Raw genomic sequence first — 17,964 nt, 5'->3', positions numbered from 1 at the left:
CGACCACCCCAGACCGTTCGTCTGGACGAAGACTGCCGACGAGATCCTCGACAAAGTCGCCGCATACTGCCGACGAATCTCCGACTCAGATCACTAGGGACTGATCGCGAGCTCCAGGTACGCCGCGAACAGCACGAGATGGACGCCTCCCTGCAAGGGCGTGGCACGGCCCGGGACGACCGTCAGCGAGGCCACCACCACGGTCAGGGCGAGCAGTACCATGTGGACCGCTCCGAGCCCGAGGACCAGCGGTCCGGAGAGCCACAGGGAGGCCAGGGCGACGGCCGGGATGGTCAGGCCGATGCTGGCCATGGCCGAACCGAGGGCGAGGTTCAGGCTGGTCTGCACCCGGTCGCGGCGCGCGGAGCGCAACGCGGCGATGGTCTCGGGGAGCAGTACGAGCAGGGCGATGACGACGCCGACGACGGCGTGGTGCAGCCCGGCGGCCTCCACCCCGTCCTCGATGGTGGGCGACACCCCTTTGGCCAGGCCGACCACGCCGATCAGGGCCAGAGCGAGCAGCACCAGGCTGATCAGTGCGGTGCGGGCGGACGGTCCGTGGGCGTGGTTCTCGACGGTGATCACCTCGCCCTGCCGGGTGATCGGCAGGAAGTAGTCGCGGTGCCGCACGGTCAGGGTCGCGATGAACAGGCCGTAGAGGACGAGTGAGGAGAGCGCCGCGAAGGTCAGCTGCACGGTGGAGAACTCGGGGCCGGGCGCGCTGGTGGTGAACGTCGGCAGCACCAGACTGAGCGTGGCCAGGGTCGCGACGGTCGCGAGGGCGGCGCCGGTGCCCTCGGGGTTGAACACCGCGGTGCCGTGCCGCAGGGAGGCGACCAGGAGACTGAGGCCGACCACACCGTTGCAGGTGATCATCACGGCCGCGAAGACGGTGTCCCTGGCCAGGGTCGCGCTCTTGTCGCCGCCGTCGGCCATCAGGGTCACGATGAGCGCGACCTCGATGACCGTGACGGCGACGGCGAGGACCAGGGACCCGAAGGGCTCGCCGACCCGGTGGGCGACCACCTCGGCGTGGTGCACGGCGGCGAGGACGGAGACGGCGAGGACGATCGTCAGCACGGCGACGACGGCCCCGGGCAGATCGCGTCCCCAGGTGAAGACCAGCAGCACGACCGCGACCACGGGCGTGACGGCCGTCCACTGGGTGAAGAACTCCCTGGGGCGAGTGATCATGACGCGATCGTCGCAGAGGGCGACGGCCCCGGCATGCGCTGTGACGCGGACCGGGTCAACGAGTTCCGCCGGCCACCGCAGACCCGGCCCAGGCTCCCCGCCCATGGCCTCGAACGGAGAGCGGCGGGCGGCTCCTCGCCGCCCGCCGCTCCCGGTGGTCGCTCCCGCCCGTGCTGGAGCGGGTGCTTCCGGTCAGGCCTCGATGCTGTCCTTCGGGGCGTCGTCGCTCTTGCTCTCCGCGGCCTCCGCCTCGGCCTGCTTCTTGGAGGCTCGCAGGCTGGTGATCGTGGTGACGATCAGGACGGAGCAGATCACGCCGAGCGAGACCGGGATGCTGATCTCTGGGACGTGGACCCCGGACTCGTGCAGGGCGTGCAGCACCAGCTTGATGCCGATGAAGCCCAGGATGACCGACAGGCCGTAGGAGAGGTGGACCAGCTTCCTCAGCAGACCGCCGAGGAGGAAGTACAGCTGTCGCAGACCCATCAGGGCGAACGCGTTGGCCGTGAACACGATGTACGGGTCCTGGGTCAGGCCGAAGATCGCCGGGATGGAGTCGAGTGCGAAGAGCACGTCGGTGGTGCCGATCGCGAGCATCACGACCAGCATCGGGGTCATGACGCGCTTGCCGTTCTCCTCGATCCACAGCTTGGTGCCGTGGTAGCGGTCGGCGACGCCGAAGCGGCGCTCGGCCGCCTTGAGCAGCTTGTTCTCCTCGAACTCCTCGTCCTCCTCGTCGGCACGGGCCTCCTGGATGAGCTTCCAGGCCGTGTAGATGAGGAAGGCGCCGAAGATGTAGAAGACCCAGGCGAAGTTGGCGATGATCGCGGCACCCGCCGCGATGAAGACGGCCCGGAGGACCAGGGCTATGAGGACACCGATGAGGAGCACTCGTTGCTGGTACTGCGAGGGCACCGCGAACTTCGCCATGATCAGGATGAAGACGAAGAGGTTGTCCACGCTCAGGGACTTCTCGGTGATGAAGCCCGCGAAGAACTCGCCGGCGGGCTGGCCGCCGCCGAAGATGAGCAGGCCGACTCCGAAGAGACCCGCCAGGGCGATCCAGACGGCCGTCCAGATCCCGGCTTCCTTGATCGATACGTCGTGCGGCTTGCGGCCGATGAAGAAGTCGGCCCCGATCAGGGCGGCGAGGCCCACGATGGTCAGGACCCACAGGGTCATGGAAACTTCCACTACTACGCCTCCGGCAGTACGTCACACGGCAAATGTCAGCGTCGTCGCTGCCGGAGGTCTCTTCCACCCCGGGTGCCCGGGACGCGTGACGCGTCCGGAACCCACGGGCCGACGCCCCGGGATCTGGCCTGATCCGTATTGACGGGTACGCCGCAGTAGTTGGCAGGGAGTACTCCCCTCCGTACGGACGACAGTACCCCATTCCCCAAGGGAAGGTAAAGAGATTCGCAAATAAAGCTCAAAAGGGCAGCTCAGGGCCCTTTACCGATGCCACGAACGGCGGGCTGCGGCGACCTGGTCGAGAACCTGCCGGAGCACCTGGCTGCCGGGCGGGACGAGCGAGGGCTCGTACGTCCAGGCGTGCCCCACCCAAGGGTCGGCGAGGTGGTCGTCGGCGACGGGCGTCAGCCGGAGCAGCGAACGCCACAGCGGGTCGAGCAGCGGCCCGTACCCGGCGGAGCCCTCACGGTCGGCGACCAGCATCAGGTGGACTCCGACGGCCGGTCCCTCGTCGGCGAGGTAGCGCAGCTGGTTCACCGCCCGGTCGTCGAAGCCGTGCGGGAAATCGTTGACGATCAGGAGCTGCTGGGACGTGTCCAGACCGGGTGGGAGCGCGTCGGGAGCGCCACCGCGCAACGCCATCTGCACCAGGTCGACGCGCTGGGTCAGGCGCGCGAGCACGTCCGCGGTCCCGGCAGCACCCAGGGCCGGCGGGGCGTCGAGCACTCCGGTCTGCACCAGGGGCGCCAGCGACTGCGTCCCCGATCCGGCCGGGTCGACGACGTGCACGGTGAACTCGCCCGCCGGGTAGACGGCGAGCAGCCGGGCCGCGTGTGCGACCGCCGTCTCCAGACCCAGGCGCCGCGTCTCGTGCGGGTCGGTGTACGAGCCGTCCAGCGAGGCCGCACGTCCGCTGTCGATCCACAGGCCGCGCTCCAGCGGCAGCCGGACCAGCATCGGAATGCGTATGCGGTCCGCCTCGGACAGATGGAGGTCGCCCAGCCTGACGGCCATGGGGATCTCCATGGGCACGCGGTAGGCGTGCCAGACGGGGCTGTCCCAGCGCGCGTAGGCCATCGGCAGGGCCGGCTCGACGACCTCGGCCTCGGCCGCGAGCTGGGCCACGTCCCGGTCCAGGGCGTCCCCGGCCTGCGCCACGAGTTGCTCGTGCCGTGCGCGGGCCGCCTCCCGGGCGGCGTCGCCCTGACCGCCGATCCGGCTGCGCGGGTCGGACAGGACCTGGTCGAGCTCCTTCTCCATGCGCGAGTCCGCGAAGTCCACGGCGCTGCGGTAGGCGGCGGTGGTGCGGGCCAGGTCCTCGAACATGCCCCAGACCTGGTTGTAGAGCCGCTCCTCCATGGACCAGCCGGTGGCGTCACCCGCGACGGGCGGTGCGGGCTGCCCGGGCGCGGCCGGGGGCGCGGCCGGCGGGGGCGGGGGCGGAGCGCCGTGCTGCCGACGGGGGTGGCTGTAGTCGATCGGGCCGCCGCCGGTGGCCGCGGACGGCTGGCGGCTCACCGAGGAGTCCGCCGGGGTGCCCGGGTACGGCTGTGGCGTGGCGTGCTGTCCCGGGGCCGTGGGCGTCTGTCCTGCCGGCGGGCCCTGGGGGTCGGTCTGCGGCGCGGGGGGCACGCCCCCGGTGGCGCCGTGGGCCGCGGCCGTGCCGGGGTCGTGCGCCGAGGCGGTGGCGGGCCGGGAGCGGTCGCCGTCGGACGTGCGGGACGGGGGTGCCGGCACCGAACGGGCCAGACCGCGGGCCACCGCGTCCTGGATGTCGCCGGCGAGGCGGTGGGCCTCGGGCAGGTTCTGGTCGGTGAACAGCTCGGCGAGCCCGCCCGCGTAGCCCTGGCCGACGGCGCGCACCTTCCAGGCGCCCTGGCGTCGGTAGAGCTCCAGCGCGACGACGGCGGACTCGGCCTCCAGTCCGGTGAGGGTGTAACTGGCGACCTCGTCGCCGTCGAGGCCAGTGACGGCGACGAAGGGGGCGGCCACGGCTCCGAAGCGGGCCGGTCCCTGGCCGCCGACGGGCAGGGCGAGCAGCACGCTGACGCGGTGCACGGCTTCCGGTACCGCGTCCAGGTCGACCGCGAGGCGGTGGTCGGCGGCGGCCTGCCGGGAGACCTCCAGCCCCGGCAGGGTGGGCGTGCCCGGGTGGGCCACCCGTTCGACGCCGTGGACCTCGCCGTTCTCGTCGCCGAGCGTGGCTCCGGCCACGACCGGCGTGCCGGCCGAGACCCGGATCTCCAGGCGAGCCCGGGGAAGCGGGTGGTTCTGTCCCCGCGTCAGCTCGGCCGTCATCGCCTTTCCCCCTGTGTCACTCGTGCTCACTCGTGCGGCTGTGTCACTCGCGCGGCGCTCGTGCTTGCGTCCGCTACAGGACCGGCAGGATCGCCGGCATCAGGTCCTGGAAGGTGCGGCCGTTGGCCGGGGAGCCGATGGCGGTCATCGACCATCCCTGTCCCACCCGGTGCACCTTCGCCATGATCTGGGCAGTGAAGGCGCCGCCGCCGGCCAGCGTGTAGCGGGCGAGCTCCTGCCCGTTGGTCTCGTCGACCAGGCGGCAGAACGCGTTCTGCACTTCCTGGAAGGTCTGGCCCGTGAAGGAGTTCACGGTGAAGACGATCTGGTCGATGTGGACCGGCACGCGCTGCAGGTCGACGAGGACCGCCTCGTCGTCACCACCCTGGCCGACGCCGCCGACGAGGTTGTCCCCGGTGTGGCGCACCGAGCCGTCGTCGCTCACCAGGTGGCGGAAGAAGACGACGTCGACGGGCTGCTTGTCCGCGAACAGGACGGCGGAGGCGTCCAGGTCGATCTCCCGCGTGCGCGAACCGAACAGGCCGCGCCGGGGAGCCGCCTGCCAGCCGAGACCCATGCGCACCGACGTCAGGCTGCCGCCGTCGTCCTTCTGCAGACTGATGGCCTGACCCTTGGTCATATTGACGGTCACGCGCTGATCCCCTCTCGAGCTGTCCCCTGTTGCCGCGGCGCCCGCGGTTGACCAGAACCCTACGCAGGGGCACTGACAGCGCCCCACCCAGGACCGCACTTTGTGTCGGTCTTGCAACACAGCGCGTGCCCGGGTGGGCCGTCAGGCCAGGCCTGCCTCCTTCATCTGGCGCAGTTCCTTCTTCATCTCGGAGACCTCGTCGCGCAGCCGGGCCGCGATCTCGAACTGGAGGTCCGCGGCGGCGGCCCGCATACGGGTGGTGAGGTCCTCGATCTGCGCGGCCAGCTCCGCCGCCGGGCGGTCGGTCACCGGCGTCTCCTTGGCCTTCCCCCTGCCCTTGGCCGCCTTGCCGCCGGTGGCCGTCTCGCCGCCGAGGGAGGGGACGGGGGCCTTGGCCCCCTTGCCGTCCTTGGCCTGGCGGTAGCCCGAGCCGAGCAGTTGCTCGGTGTCGATGTCCTCGCGGGCGATCTGCGCGACGATGTCGTTGATCTTCTTGCGGAGGGGCTGCGGGTCGATGCCGTTCGCCTGGTTGAAGGCGACCTGCTTCTCACGGCGGCGGTTGGTCTCGTCGATCGCCTTCTCCATGGCCGGCGTGATCTTGTCGGCGTACATGTGGACCTGGCCGGACACGTTGCGCGCGGCACGGCCGATGGTCTGGATCAGCGAGGTGCCGGAGCGCAGGAAGCCCTCCTTGTCGGCGTCCAGGATCGCCACCAGGGAGACCTCCGGCAGGTCGAGGCCCTCCCTGAGCAGGTTGATGCCGACCAGGACGTCGTACTCGCCGGCGCGCAGCTCCCGCAGCAGTTCGACGCGGCGCAGGGTGTCGACGTCGCTGTGCAGGTAGCGGACCTGGATGCCGAGCTCCAGGAAGTAGTCGGTGAGGTCCTCGGCCATCTTCTTGGTGAGCGTGGTGACCAGGACGCGCTCGTCCTTCTCGGTCCGGGTGCGGATCTCGTGCACCAGGTCGTCGATCTGGCCCTCGGTGGGCTTGACGACGACCTCCGGGTCGACGAGGCCCGTGGGGCGGATGATCTGCTCGACGGCGCCGTCCGAACGGGAGAGCTCGTAGGCGCCCGGGGTGGCCGACAGGTACACGGTCTGCCCGATGCGCTCCTGGAACTCCTCCCACTTCAGCGGGCGGTTGTCGAGGGCGGAGGGAAGCCGGAAACCGTGGTCGACCAGCGTCCGCTTGCGGGAGGCGTCGCCCTCGTACATGGCGCCGATCTGCGGCACGGTGACGTGCGACTCGTCGATGACGAGGAGGAAGTCGTCCGGGAAGTAGTCCAGCAGGGTGTTCGGCGGGGAACCGGGCGAGCGGCCGTCGAAGTGCATCGAGTAGTTCTCCACGCCGGAGCAGGAGCCGATCTGGCGGAGCATCTCGATGTCGTACGTGGTGCGCATCCGCAGCCGCTGCGCCTCCAGGAGCTTGCCCTGCTTCTCCAGCTCGGTCAGGCGCTCGGTGAGCTCCTTCTCGATGTCGTTGACGGCCCGTTCCAGGCGCTCGGGGCCCGCGACGTAGTGGGAGGCCGGGAAGACGTACAGCTGCTGGTCGTCGCTGATGATCTCGCCGGTCACCGGGTGGAGGGTGGACAGGGCCTCGATCTCGTCGCCGAACATCTCGATGCGGACGGCGAGCTCCTCGTAGACGGGGAAGATCTCGATGGTGTCGCCGCGCACCCGGAAGGTGCCTCGCGTGAAGGCCATGTCGTTGCGCGTGTACTGGATGTCCACGAAGCGGCGCAGCAGCTCGTCCCGGTCGTGTTCCTCGCCGACCCGGAGCGGGACCATGCGGTCCACGTACTCCTGCGGGGTGCCGAGGCCGTAGATGCAGGAGACGGAGGCGACCACGACGACGTCACGGCGGGTGAGCAGCGAGTTGGTCGCGGAGTGGCGCAGTCGCTCCACCTCCTCGTTGATCGAGGAGTCCTTCTCGATGTAGGTGTCCGACTGGGGGACGTAGGCCTCGGGCTGGTAGTAGTCGTAGTACGAGACGAAGTACTCGACGGCGTTGTTCGGCAGGAGTTCGCGGAACTCGTTCGCCAGCTGGGCGGCCAGGGTCTTGTTCGGCGCCATCACGAGGGTGGGGCGCTGGAGCTTCTCGATCATCCACGCGGTGGTGGCGGACTTGCCGGTGCCGGTGGCGCCGAGCAGGACGACGTCCTTCTCGCCCGCCTGGACACGCCGCGCCAGCTCGGCGATGGCCGCCGGCTGGTCGCCGTTGGGCTGGTAGGGGCTGACGACCTCGAAGGGCGCCACCGTGCGTTCGATCTGGGAAACGGGCCGCATGGGTTCCACCGTACGGCCCCCCACTGACAACCGGCCCGGATCAGCGGTTCTGCGGGGTGCGGGAGCGGCGGTGCGCGAGGGGGCGGCGGGTGCGGAGCGTGGGGCGGTGTGCCGGGCGGGAAGCCGTGCGCGGGGCCGCGGTGTGGGCGGGGATGCCCGGCTTCCGCTCGGCGGGGACTCCGGCGGGCTTCCCCGTGACCATCAGCGGATCGAACATCACCACCACGGCGGCGAGGAGGAGGAAGGCGAGGGGGCCGATCAGCATGGGGGCGAGCAGTTCGGCGGGGGACCCGCCGGTGCCGGGGTCGGACGTGCCGTGGACGTGGACCTCCAGGGCGGCCATGCCGGTGTAGTGCATGCCGGTGACGGCCAGCCCCATGACGAGGCTGGCTCCGACGCTCCACAGGAAGCCGCGGACCTGTCCGGCCGCCCACAGGGCGGCGGTGGCGGCGGCCATGGCTATGACGACGGACACGGCCACGGTGAAGGTGTTGTACGTCAGCTGCCCGTCCAGGCGCATGCCCGCCATGCCCAGGTAGTGCATCGAGGCGATGCCCAGGCCGGTGATGGTGCCACCGGTGAACAGGGCCGTTCCCCGCGCCCCCCGGTAGCCGACGATGAAGATCCCCACGCCCACCATGACGATGGCGACGGCCAGGCTGGCGAAGGTCATCAGCCAGTCGTAGCGGACCGGCGTGTGTTCGATCGTGAACCCCATCATCGCGATGAAGTGCATGGTCCAGATCCCGGAGCCGATCGCCGCCGACCCGAGGGCGAGCCATCCGGGACGCCAGGAGCGGGTGACCCGCAGGGATCTGGTGGTGCAGCGCAGCCCGAGGGCACCGCCGAGGCAGGCCATGAGGTAGGCCACCAGCGGTGTGACCAGTCCGTAACTGAATCCGTCGACCGTGCCTTGCATCTGCGGCCGCCCTTCCGCTTTCTTGCTGCCCGGATACACCCCGGAATTTCCTGATGTACACCCCCTCCCAGGACCGAATGAACGCCCAGGGTCGAGGCAGAGAGTATGACGCCCACCGGAATGGTCGAATGATTCTCCTGCAAAGAATCACGGCCTTGCCCCACTTGTGCCGCCCCGGTGAGCGGAGTTGAGCATCTCCATTCAACCCGCGGCCACTCCGCACCCCTCTCCTGTTGACTCTCTGATGTCACAGTGATGCTGTCCGTGATCGCTCGACGCGAGGAGCACGCATGTACGCACGCGCAGTCGCCGTGACGACCACCGCGTTCCTGGGGGTTGCCCTGCTGACTCCCCTCTCCCACGCCCGGGCCCCCCAGAGCGCTGAGGACGACGGGCCCGTGGTCGTCGCCCACCGGGGCGCTTCCGGGTACGCGCCGGAGAACACGCTGGCCGCCGTGGACCGGGCCGCCGAGCTGGGCATCCGCTGGGTCGAGAACGACGTCCAGCGCACCAGGGACGGCGAACTCGTGGTCCTCCACGACGACAGCCTGCGGCGCACGACCGACGTGGAGGAGGTCTTCCCCGACCGCTCTCCGTGGAAGGTGAAGGACTTCACCGCCGCGGAGATCGCCAGGCTGGACGCGGGGAGCTGGTTCGGTCCCCAGTACGCGGGCGCGCGCGTACCGACGCTGGAGCAGTACGTGGAGCGGGTGGAGGACAACCACCAGAAACTGCTCCTGGAGCTGAAGAATCCCGGGCTGTACCCGGGCATCGAGCAGCAGACGCTCAAGGTGCTCGCCAACGAGGGCTGGCTCGACCGGCGGCACGTGGCGGGCCGGCTGATCGTGCAGAGCTTCAGCGCGGACAGCATCCGGACCGTCCACGAGCTCAAGCCGGCCGTCAAGACCGGATTCCTCGGCACACCGTCCGTGTCGGACCTGCCCGAGTACGCGGAATTCGCCGACCAGATCAACCCCTCGCACGGCTCGCTCTCCATGAGCTACGTCTCCTCGGTCCACGCGTTCACGGGGCCGCACGGCCGTCCGATGGAGGTCCTCACCTGGACGGTCGACGACGCGGCCACCGCCCGGCGGGTCGCCGGGTACGACGTCGACGGCATCATCACCAACAAGCCCGACGTGGTGCGCGAGGCCGTGGGTGAGGACGAGGACCGGGGCGGTCTCCTCACCGGTTGGTGACCCGTTGTCAGTGGCCGGCCGTACCGTGGGCGCATGGACAGCAATGGGCAGTACGAGCAGCGGATCGTGTGGACCGTCGTCGACACCGGCATCGGTCCACTGCTGCTGGCCGCCACTCGTGACGGCCTGGTCAACGTCGTGTTCCACGCCACCGGCGCCGTGCGCGGCCGGGCCCTCGAAAGACTGGCGGCCCGGCTGGGCAAGGAGCCCGTCGATGCGCCCGGCTCCCCCTTGCTGACCGAGGCGATACGGCAGGTGGAGGCGTACTTCGCGGGTCGGCGTCACGACTTCGACCTGCCGCTGGACTGGTCGCTGATCTCGGGCTTCAACCGGGAGGTGCTGCGCGAGCTGGCGTCCGGCGTTCCGTACGGCTCGGTCGTCGGTTACGGCGACCTCGCCGTCCGGGTCGGTCAGTCGGGCGCCGCTCAGGCGGTGGGCACGGCCATGGGGGCCAATCCGCTGCCGGTCGTGGTGCCGTGCCACCGGGTCGTCGGGAGTGACGGCGGCATTGGCGGGTTCGGGGGCGGCGTGGACACCAAGCGGCAGTTGCTCGCGCTGGAGGGTGTGCTGCCCGAGCCGCTGTTCTGAACGGCCGGCCGCCCGGCGTGGGGGTGGGCGGGCTACTCGTAGTGCCGCGCCTCGATGATGTTGCCGTCCGGGTCTCCGAAGTAGAAGCTGCGCTTCGCCAGGCCGCGTGCGCCGTAGGAGTCGTGCGAGAGCTCGGACACCGGAACGGACTGCTCCGTCAGGCGGGCGCGGAGTGCGTCGAAGTCGTGCGGTGACAGGGACACACAGATGTGGTTGACGGGGTGGCCCGCACTCGTGTCGGCGCCGGGGATCATTCGCATCCGTTCCGCCATGGACCGGGGCGCGAGATCGAGGATGGTCTCCTCGTTGAGGCGCACGGAGGGAAAGCTCACGGTTCCAGCGGCGTACTCGGTGACCCGCAGGGGCTCCGTACCCAGGGTCTTCTCGTAGAACCCGGCCGCGGCGACCGGGTCGCGCACCCAGAGGACTACGTGGTCGAGGCGTGTCGTGTGGTCCGTCATGCGCCCAGACTCGTTTCCTGCCGAGCGAGCCGCAAGAGGCCGCTCGGTGAGCGGGGAAAGCCCGGCCCGCCCCCGGGTACGGGTTTGGCCCGCTTCCGCGCCCGCCAGAGATGAGGAAGGACCGACGACAGGAGGCGGACGCGTGACCCTGGTGGTGTCGGAAGAGGTACGGGCGGCGATCGGCGCGCGCCGCCCCGTGGTGGCCCTGGAGTCCACGATCATCGCGCACGGGTTGCCACGCCCGCGCAATCTGCGGGTGGCGCGGGAACTGGAGGAGGCGGTCCGAGAGGAGGGTGCGATACCGGCGACGATCGCCGTGCTGGACGGACGGCCGCACGTCGGCCTGGACAAACAGCAGTTGGAGCGGGTCGCGAACGAGGACGGCATCCGCAAGCTGGGCCACCGGGACCTGCCGCTCGCGGTGGCCACCGGCGCGAGCGGAGCGACCACCGTGTCGGCGACCGCCCTGCTGGCGGAGTTGGCGGGGGTGCGGGTGTTCGCGACCGGCGGCCTCGGCGGCGTGCACCGGCAGTGGACGGCCACGCAGGACGAGTCCGCCGACCTGGGCCTGCTGGCCCGCACCCGGATCACGGTGGTCTGCGCGGGAGTGAAGTCCATCCTGGACGTACCGGCGACCCTGCAGCGGCTGGAGACGCTGGGCGTCGCGGTGGCGGGATTCGGTACGGACCGCTTCCCCGGCTTCTACCTGTCCGACTCGGGACACCCGGTGGACTGGACGCTGGACACCCCGGCGCAGGTGGCGGCCGTCATGCGGGCGCAGGACTCGCTGCGCGGACCGCGGTCCGCGCTCGTGGTCGCCAACCCCGTCCCCGAGGAGGAGCAGCTGGATCCCGCGCTCCACGCGCGGGTGCTCGCCGACGCCCTGCGGGCGTGCGAGGCGGAGGGGATCACGGGCCAGGCGGTCACCCCCTTCCTCCTCGCCCACCTGGTACGGCACACCGACGGGGCGTCACTGGAGGCCAATCTGGCGGCGGTGCGGGGGAACGTACGGCTGGCGGCACGCATCGCGGCGGCCTGGGCCGGGGCATGACCGCGGGACGGGGCGGCGCGCTGCTGGTCGTCGGGGACGTGGTGACGGACGTCGTCGCCCGGCACCGGGGGCCGTTGGCCGCCGGCACGGACACGGCCGCCGCGATCCGCCGACTGCCCGGCGGGGCGGGTGCCAATGTGGCCTGCTGGGCCGCGTACGGCGGGTGCCGGGACGTCCGGCTGCTGGGACGGGTCGGTTCGGACGCGGCGGGCTGGCACCGGCGGGAGCTGGCAGCCATCGGCGTGCGTCCCCACCTGGTCGTCGACGGGAGCGCACCGACGGGGACGGTGATCTGCCTGGTCGACACGGGCGCCGCGGCCGAGCGGACGTTCCTGACGGACAGCGGGGCGTCCCTGCGGCTGGAGCCCGGCGACTGGTCGGACGCGCTGCTCGACGGTGCCGCCCGGCTGCACCTGTCGGGCTACCTCCTGTTCTCGGAGCCGAGCCGCGCCCTGGTGCCGGTCGCCCTGGCCGCCGCACGCGCGCGTGGGGTCCCGGTGAGTCTGGACCCGGCGTCGGCGGGGTTCCTCACCGAGCTGGGCGTCGACCGGTTCCTCGACCTGGTCGAGGGAGTGGACGTCCTGCTTCCCAGCCGTGACGAGGCGTGCCTGCTGACCGGGTTGCCCGACCCGGTCGACGCCGCGGCGAAACTGAGCCGGCACGTTCCGTTGGTGATCGCCAAGCAGGGCGCGGAGGGTGCCCTGGTGGCCCGGTCCGGCACCGTGTGCGCGCGGATCCCCGCCGTCCCGGCGTCGCCACGGGACAGTACCGGTGCCGGCGACGCCTTCACCGGAGCGTTCCTCGCCGCCCTCCTCACGGGCGCGACTCCCGAGGAGGCGGCCGCCGCGGGGTGCCGGGCGGGAGCCAGGGCGGTCGAGCGGGTGGGGGCGAGACCTCCGGGGGCGGTGGGCTGAGGACCGGCGGCGTGGCTCCGGGCAGGGGGCTCGAGAGGGCTTCCGTGGGCATACGCGGCCGACGACAGCCGCCGACCGGCCCGAGTGCCGATCCCTGTGCCTTGCGTCTATGCCTTGCGTCCCCACGCGGAGATCATCGGCGCCGTCGCCAGGTCCATGCTGCCCGACGCCACGTTCGCGAGGTGCCGGTCGATGTCGTCGTGGGTGGCCGCACCGGCGGCGACCAGTTGGTCGCGGACCTGACGGACCGTCGCGGACTCCAGAGCGGCGCACGCGGGCGAGGTGACCGGGAAGTAGGCGTCGGCCTCCACGCGGCGCAGCCCTGCTTCCCGGAGCAGACGCGGGATCCGGCGGCCGTAGGACAGGTCGGCGCCGCGACGGGCCAGCAACTGGCGGAAGCCGTGCCGCAGCCGGTTGGCCAGCTGCTGCTCGGGACCGTGCTCGTCGGGGCAGAGCAGGGGCTGCAGCGCGGGGTCGGCGTCCTCGACCAGGAGTCGGCCACCCGGCCGCAGGGCCCTGATCATGGACCTCAATGCCCGCTCGCGGTCCGGCACATGGACCAGGACGAGTCGGGCGTGCACCAGGTCGAAGCCCTCGCCCGGCGGTTCCTCCGCGCCCACGTCGTGCACGCGCACCTCGACGGGAGGGCGACCTGCCGGTGCGACCCGCGAGGTGTCGATGTCCGTGGCGAGGACCCTGCCGGTCGGCCCCACCCTCTTGGCCAGCCAGGACACCACGGAGGTGCCTCCGGCCCCGACCTCCCAGCAGCGCCACCCGGGCCCCACGCCGAGCGCTTGGAGGTGTCGGAAGGTCGTGGGGTCGAAGAGGGTGGCGAAGGCGTCGAAACGCTCCCCCGCCTCGGTCTGCCGGTTGTCGAGGAGGTATCCGTCGGTTCGCGTCATGCGTCGATCATCCCAGTTGTCCTGCTTGCCCGAAGTGGTCGACGCTCCGGCCACGGGACAGGAGGGGGCTGGACCGGGCTCCGAACCACCCGTCCACAGCCGGGAACAAAGCGGAATGCTCCCTTTCCACAGGCTCGTCCGCCGTCCGCTCCGGACTGGCAGACTGGCGCGCCAAGGCGCGGGAAGCACGGCGCGAGGGGACCCACGCGGGGAGACACGGATGACGATGGCAGGGAATCTGCGGAAGGTCACGGGCCTGGGACGGACCGGCGGCCTCCGCAAGGTGACACGGCTGGCCCGACGGCGTCCGCGGGTGGACCTCAGCCACCCGGCCCGCTCGCCGCTGGGTTCCTCGGTGGTGAACTGCGTCACCTACCGGGACGGTGTCCGCACCCCCGAGGGCGGCGACCCGGCCCGGGCCGTGGAGCGGACGCGCAGGCGGGGAGGCGGTTTCGTCTGGCTGGGTCTGCACGAGCCGACGGATGAGGAGTTCGCGGGCGTGGCGGACCTCTTCGACCTGCACCCGCTGGCGGTCGAGGACGCGATCGAGGCCCACCAGCGTCCCAAGGTGGAGCGGTACGGCGAGACGCTCTTCGCCGTGTTCAAGACCGTCTGCTACGTGGAGCACGAACAGCTCACGGCCACGAGCGAGGTGGTGAGCACCGGCGAGATCATGGTCTTCGTCGGCCGGGACTTCGTGATCACCGTGCGGCACGGCCGGCACGGCTCACTGGGCCCCCTCCGGGAGGGACTGGAGTCCGACCCGGTGCAGCTCGCCAAGGGGCCGTCGGCGGTGCTGCACGCGATCGCGGACCATGTGGTGGACGACTTCCTCAGTGTCATCGAGGCGTTCCAGGCGGACATCGACCATGTCGAGACGGAGGTGTTCGCGGAGCACGGCGCGCGGGTCGACCCGGGCCGGATCTACCAGCTCAAACGGGAGCTCCTGGAGCTGCGGCGGGCCGTGGTGCCGCTCGGCCGGCCGCTGGACGAGCTTGCCACGCGGCCGGTCCGGGTGGTCGAGCCGGAGATACAGGCGTACTTCCGGGACGTCGCCGACCATCTCCTGCGGGCCACGGAGCAGATCGCGGCGTTCGACGAACTGCTCAACTCCATCCTCCAGGCGCACCTCGCCCGTGTGACGGTCGCGCAGAACGAGGACATGCGGAAGATCACCGCCTGGGCCGCGATCATCGCCGTGCCCACGATGGTCTGCGGGGTGTACGGCATGAACTTCGACCACATGCCGGAACTCGGCTGGCGGTACGGCTACGGCATGGTCATCGCCGTCATAGCCGTCGCCTGCCTGACGCTGCACCGGGGGTTCAGGCGCAACGGCTGGCTCTGAGCAGGAGCGAACCGGCCGGCGGCTCAGCCGTTCCACGCGGGGTGCCGCGGATCGTCGGTGCGCACCAGGACGTCGGCGGTGGCCGAGGGGTCGGTCTCCTCCTCGTAGCGCTCGAAGGCGGGGAGGGTCCAGTGCTCGGAGTCGGGGGTCCGGCGGCGCAGGGCTTTGGGGGTGAGGACGAGGTGGACGCTGAGGTCGAGGGGGAACCAGTGGCGCAGCAGGAAGGGGCCGTGCAGCAGCAGCGCACCGCCGGGCGGGAGGTGGACGTAGGGGCTGCGGGTGGCGCGGTCGGTGGCCGGGTCCCACAGGTTCGGCAGCACGCGTCCGTCGCCGCCGGGTCCGAGCGGGTCGAAGACCTCCCGCCACAGGGCACCGGTGTCGTACCAGCCGCTGTAGTAGGACTCCGCGTCCTGATGCCCGTACTCCAGTCGGACCGAGGCGGGACGCAGGAAGCCCTCGGTTCCGACGACGAGGGAGGGCCGGCCGCGGATCCGCAGCGCTTCGGACACCCGCTGGGCGAGTTCGCCGGGGCGGGCGGCCGGGGCGCCGTCGAAGGCGACGCGTGGCCGGTCGCCGCCGTCGGCGGGCTCGAGGTCGAGCAGGCGCTCGGCGAGCAGGTCGCCGAGCCTGTCCCAGGTGATCGCTTCCAGTCGCACCCGCCCATGATGCTCCGTCCACCGGTCCGCCCGCGTGGACGCTCGCACATGCGCCCGCGCGGACCGGCCATGGTCACCGTGGCCGCACGGAGGTTGACTTGGGGTGGTCGACGGCCGCCGGTAGCGCGCGGGCATCGACTCGACGGGTGGGAGCTGACAGGACATGATCGACGGACCGTACTTCGTGCTGACAGTGCTGGGCGTGCTCGGCACCGGCCTGACGGCAGGCGTCTTCTGCGCCTTCTCGACGTTCGTGATGCGAGGGCTCGCGGCGCTGCCTCCCGCGCAGGGGGTCGCCGCGATGAACGCGATCAACACGGCCGCGGTGAGGCCGCCCTTCATGCTCGTGTTCCTCGGGACGGCGGTAGTGGCCGCGGTGATCGCCGTGGTGACGTTCGTGCTGTGGCCGGACGGGGCCGCGGTGGAGCTGCTGCTGGGCAGCGCGCTCTATCTCCTCGGCGCGTTCGGGGTGACCGCGGCCGCCAATGTGCCACGCAACACCGCGCTGCTCCGGCTGGATCCTGGCACCGCGGAGGCGGCCGGTCAGTGGCCCACGTACGTTCGCCAGTGGACGGCGTGGAACCACGTCCGCACGGTCGCCTCTGCCGCGGCCGCGGTGGCGTACGTGCTTGCCCTCGTCTGAGGGAACGGGCGCCACCGGCGAGAGCCACCGGGCACTCTGCGCGCGGGGCCGGCGGGCCGTATCGTGGCCGCAGGAGCGAACACCGCCCCGACCGCGCACGGCCGGCCTCGCAGGCAAGGAAGACGGTCATGGCCGATCCCAAGGGTTTCCTGACCACGCCCCGCCAGGAGTGGCCCCGAAGGCCGGTCGGAGAGCGGGTGCGGGACTGGGACGAGGTGTACGTCCCGGGGGCCCTGCTGCCGATGGTCGGCCCGCAGGCCGACCGCTGCATGGACTGCGGCGTCCCCTTCTGCCACGAGGCGTGCCCGCTGGGCAACCTGATCCCGGAGTGGAACGACCTGGTCGCCCGTTCGGACTGGCGGGCGGCGAGCGACCGGCTGCACGCCACGAACAACTTCCCCGAGTTCACCGGCCGGCTCTGTCCGGCGCCGTGCGAGGCGGGCTGTGTGCTCGCCATCAACCAGCCGGCCGTCACGATCAAGAACGTCGAGTGCGCGATCGCCGACAAGGCATGGGAGGAGGGATTCGCCCCGCCGCGGCCGCCGGACCGGCTGTCCGGCAGGACGGTGGCGGTGATCGGGTCGGGGCCCACCGGGCTCGCGGCGGCGCAGCAGCTGACCCGGGCCGGTCACACGGTCGCCGTCTACGAGCGGGACGACAGGATCGGCGGGCTGATGCGGTACGGCATCCCCGAGTTCAAGATGGAGAAGCACCATCTGGAGCGGCGCATCGGACAGATGCGGGCCGAGGGGACGAGGTTCCGTACGTCGACGGCGGTCGGACGGGACGTGGACGCCGCCGGACTCCGTGCCCGCTACGACGCGGTGGTGATCGCCACCGGAGCGACCGCATGGCGCGAACTTGCCGTGCCCGGCCGGGAGCTGGCCGGTGTCCACCAGGCGATGGAGTACCTGCCCCTGGCCAACCGGGTGTGCGAGGGCGATCTGGAGCGCTCTCCGCTCTCCGCCGCCGGGAAGCACGTCGTCATCGTGGGCGGCGGTGACACGGGCGCGGACTGTCTCGGTACGGCGGTGCGGGAGGGGGCCGCGTCCGTGACGCAGCTGGACATCTACGCGCGGCCGGGCTCGGAGCGCGACGAGGGGGCCGAGCCGTGGCCGACCTATCCACGGCTGTACCGGCTGTCGGCCGCCCACGAGGAGGCGCGTGACCTGCGGTCCGCACCGGCGGCGGACGCGGACGCGCGGCTGTTCGCGGCGTCCACGCTCCGTTTCACCGGCGACGCCGAGGGACGTGTGCGGTCGCTGCGCCTGACCGCCGTGGACGCCGGCCGCCGGCCGCTGCCCGGCACCGAACGCTCACTCCCCGCCGACCTCGTCCTCCTCGCCCTCGGCTTCTCGGGGCCGGATCGGGAGGACGGGCTGGTCGGCGGGCTGGGGCTGGAGATGGAGCCCCGGGGCACGATCGCCCGGGACCGAGGGTTCGCGACCAACGTCCCGGGCGTGTTCGCGGCCGGGGACGCGGCGCGCGGGCAGTCGCTCGTCGTGTGGGCGATCGCGGAGGGGCGGGCGGTGGCGGCGGCCGTCGACCGTCACCTGTCCGGCGGCAGTACTCGGCTGCCGGCACCGATCGGCCCGTACGACCGGCCGATGACGGCCTGAGTGCTCCGCGAAAGCTCCTCCGCCAAGGTGTCGAGTTTTC

Annotated in this window: 16 protein-coding genes; 7 read left to right on the top strand and 9 right to left on the bottom strand. The window is 71.5% G+C overall.

What is annotated here, in order from left to right; genetic code table 11:
* Positions 1–93: 93 nt before the first annotated feature.
* The 6 genes from KUM03_RS01985 to KUM03_RS01960 all read right to left on the bottom strand — a co-directional run bounded on the left by KUM03_RS01985 (position 94) and on the right by KUM03_RS01960 (position 8,543).
* Complete coding sequence (locus tag KUM03_RS01985; protein ID WP_217245199.1) at positions 94–1,194, bottom strand: calcium:proton antiporter; 1,101 nt, start codon at positions 1,192–1,194, stop codon at positions 94–96.
* Positions 1,195–1,386: 192 nt separating this feature from the next.
* A complete protein-coding gene (locus KUM03_RS01980; protein WP_217245197.1) occupies positions 1,387–2,388 on the bottom strand; it encodes a TerC family protein in 1,002 nt (333 codons plus the stop codon).
* Between the two features lie 261 nt (positions 2,389–2,649).
* Complete coding sequence (locus tag KUM03_RS01975; protein WP_217245195.1) at positions 2,650–4,686, bottom strand: TerD family protein; 2,037 nt, start codon at positions 4,684–4,686, stop codon at positions 2,650–2,652.
* Between the two features lie 73 nt (positions 4,687–4,759).
* Positions 4,760–5,338 carry a TerD family protein gene (locus KUM03_RS01970; protein ID WP_217245193.1) on the bottom strand — a complete coding sequence of 193 codons (579 nt, stop codon included), beginning with the start codon at positions 5,336–5,338 and terminating at the stop codon, positions 4,760–4,762.
* Between the two features lie 141 nt (positions 5,339–5,479).
* On the bottom strand, positions 5,480–7,624 hold the full coding sequence (gene uvrB / locus KUM03_RS01965) for an excinuclease ABC subunit UvrB (protein ID WP_217245192.1): 2,145 nt from the start codon (positions 7,622–7,624) through the stop codon (positions 5,480–5,482).
* A gap of 40 nt (positions 7,625–7,664) precedes the next feature.
* Positions 7,665–8,543 (bottom strand): MHYT domain-containing protein, encoded by an 879-nt coding sequence (locus tag KUM03_RS01960; protein ID WP_217245191.1) that lies wholly within the window; start codon positions 8,541–8,543, stop codon positions 7,665–7,667.
* A gap of 290 nt (positions 8,544–8,833) precedes the next feature.
* Between KUM03_RS01960 and KUM03_RS01955 the strand changes: the two genes are divergently transcribed.
* Positions 8,834–9,742: a glycerophosphodiester phosphodiesterase family protein gene (locus KUM03_RS01955; RefSeq protein WP_217245189.1), complete on the top strand. Its 909-nt coding sequence runs from the start codon at positions 8,834–8,836 to the stop codon at positions 9,740–9,742.
* Between the two features lie 33 nt (positions 9,743–9,775).
* Positions 9,776–10,330 carry a methylated-DNA--[protein]-cysteine S-methyltransferase gene (locus KUM03_RS01950; RefSeq protein ID WP_217245187.1) on the top strand — a complete coding sequence of 185 codons (555 nt, stop codon included), beginning with the start codon at positions 9,776–9,778 and terminating at the stop codon, positions 10,328–10,330.
* 32 nt (positions 10,331–10,362) lie between these two features.
* Here the strand turns inward: KUM03_RS01950 and KUM03_RS01945 are convergent, their stop codons facing one another.
* Positions 10,363–10,791 carry a VOC family protein gene (locus tag KUM03_RS01945; protein ID WP_217245186.1) on the bottom strand — a complete coding sequence of 143 codons (429 nt, stop codon included), beginning with the start codon at positions 10,789–10,791 and terminating at the stop codon, positions 10,363–10,365.
* Between the two features lie 142 nt (positions 10,792–10,933).
* On the opposite strand from KUM03_RS01945, the gene KUM03_RS01940 reads away from it, so the two are divergent.
* Both KUM03_RS01940 and KUM03_RS01935 read left to right on the top strand, forming a co-directional pair.
* Positions 10,934–11,842, top strand: coding sequence for a pseudouridine-5'-phosphate glycosidase (locus tag KUM03_RS01940; protein ID WP_217245185.1), 909 nt, complete (start codon positions 10,934–10,936; stop codon positions 11,840–11,842).
* Complete coding sequence (locus KUM03_RS01935; RefSeq protein ID WP_217245183.1) at positions 11,839–12,756, top strand: carbohydrate kinase family protein; 918 nt, start codon at positions 11,839–11,841, stop codon at positions 12,754–12,756. Before KUM03_RS01940 ends, KUM03_RS01935 begins: the two co-directional genes overlap by 4 nt.
* 107 nt (positions 12,757–12,863) lie before the next feature.
* On the opposite strand, the gene KUM03_RS01930 is transcribed toward KUM03_RS01935, so the two are convergent.
* Positions 12,864–13,658: a methyltransferase domain-containing protein gene (locus KUM03_RS01930; protein ID WP_217245182.1), complete on the bottom strand. Its 795-nt coding sequence runs from the start codon at positions 13,656–13,658 to the stop codon at positions 12,864–12,866.
* Between the two features lie 220 nt (positions 13,659–13,878).
* Here KUM03_RS01930 and KUM03_RS01925 point away from each other — a divergent pair, with 220 nt between their 5' ends.
* Positions 13,879–15,006 carry a magnesium and cobalt transport protein CorA gene (locus KUM03_RS01925; protein ID WP_217245181.1) on the top strand — a complete coding sequence of 376 codons (1,128 nt, stop codon included), beginning with the start codon at positions 13,879–13,881 and terminating at the stop codon, positions 15,004–15,006.
* 23 nt (positions 15,007–15,029) lie between these two features.
* On the opposite strand, the gene KUM03_RS01920 is transcribed toward KUM03_RS01925, so the two are convergent.
* Positions 15,030–15,662, bottom strand: coding sequence for a uridine kinase (locus tag KUM03_RS01920; protein WP_217245179.1), 633 nt, complete (start codon positions 15,660–15,662; stop codon positions 15,030–15,032).
* A gap of 163 nt (positions 15,663–15,825) precedes the next feature.
* On the opposite strand from KUM03_RS01920, the gene KUM03_RS01915 reads away from it, so the two are divergent.
* Together KUM03_RS01915 and KUM03_RS01910 are read left to right on the top strand one after the other, a co-directional pair.
* On the top strand, positions 15,826–16,305 hold the full coding sequence (locus tag KUM03_RS01915) for a DUF1772 domain-containing protein (RefSeq protein ID WP_217245178.1): 480 nt from the start codon (positions 15,826–15,828) through the stop codon (positions 16,303–16,305).
* A gap of 128 nt (positions 16,306–16,433) precedes the next feature.
* Entirely contained in the window at positions 16,434–17,924 is a 1,491-nt protein-coding gene (locus KUM03_RS01910; RefSeq protein WP_217245177.1) for a glutamate synthase subunit beta, read from the top strand.
* The last annotated feature ends 40 nt before the right edge of the window (positions 17,925–17,964 follow it).

The sequence above is a fragment of the Streptomyces sp. AC602_WCS936 genome, assembly GCF_019049125.1.
GTDB lineage: Bacteria > Actinomycetota > Actinomycetes > Streptomycetales > Streptomycetaceae > Streptomyces.
Note: the sequence above shows the minus strand (reverse complement) of the source record. Positions and strands in the feature narration are given on the sequence as shown.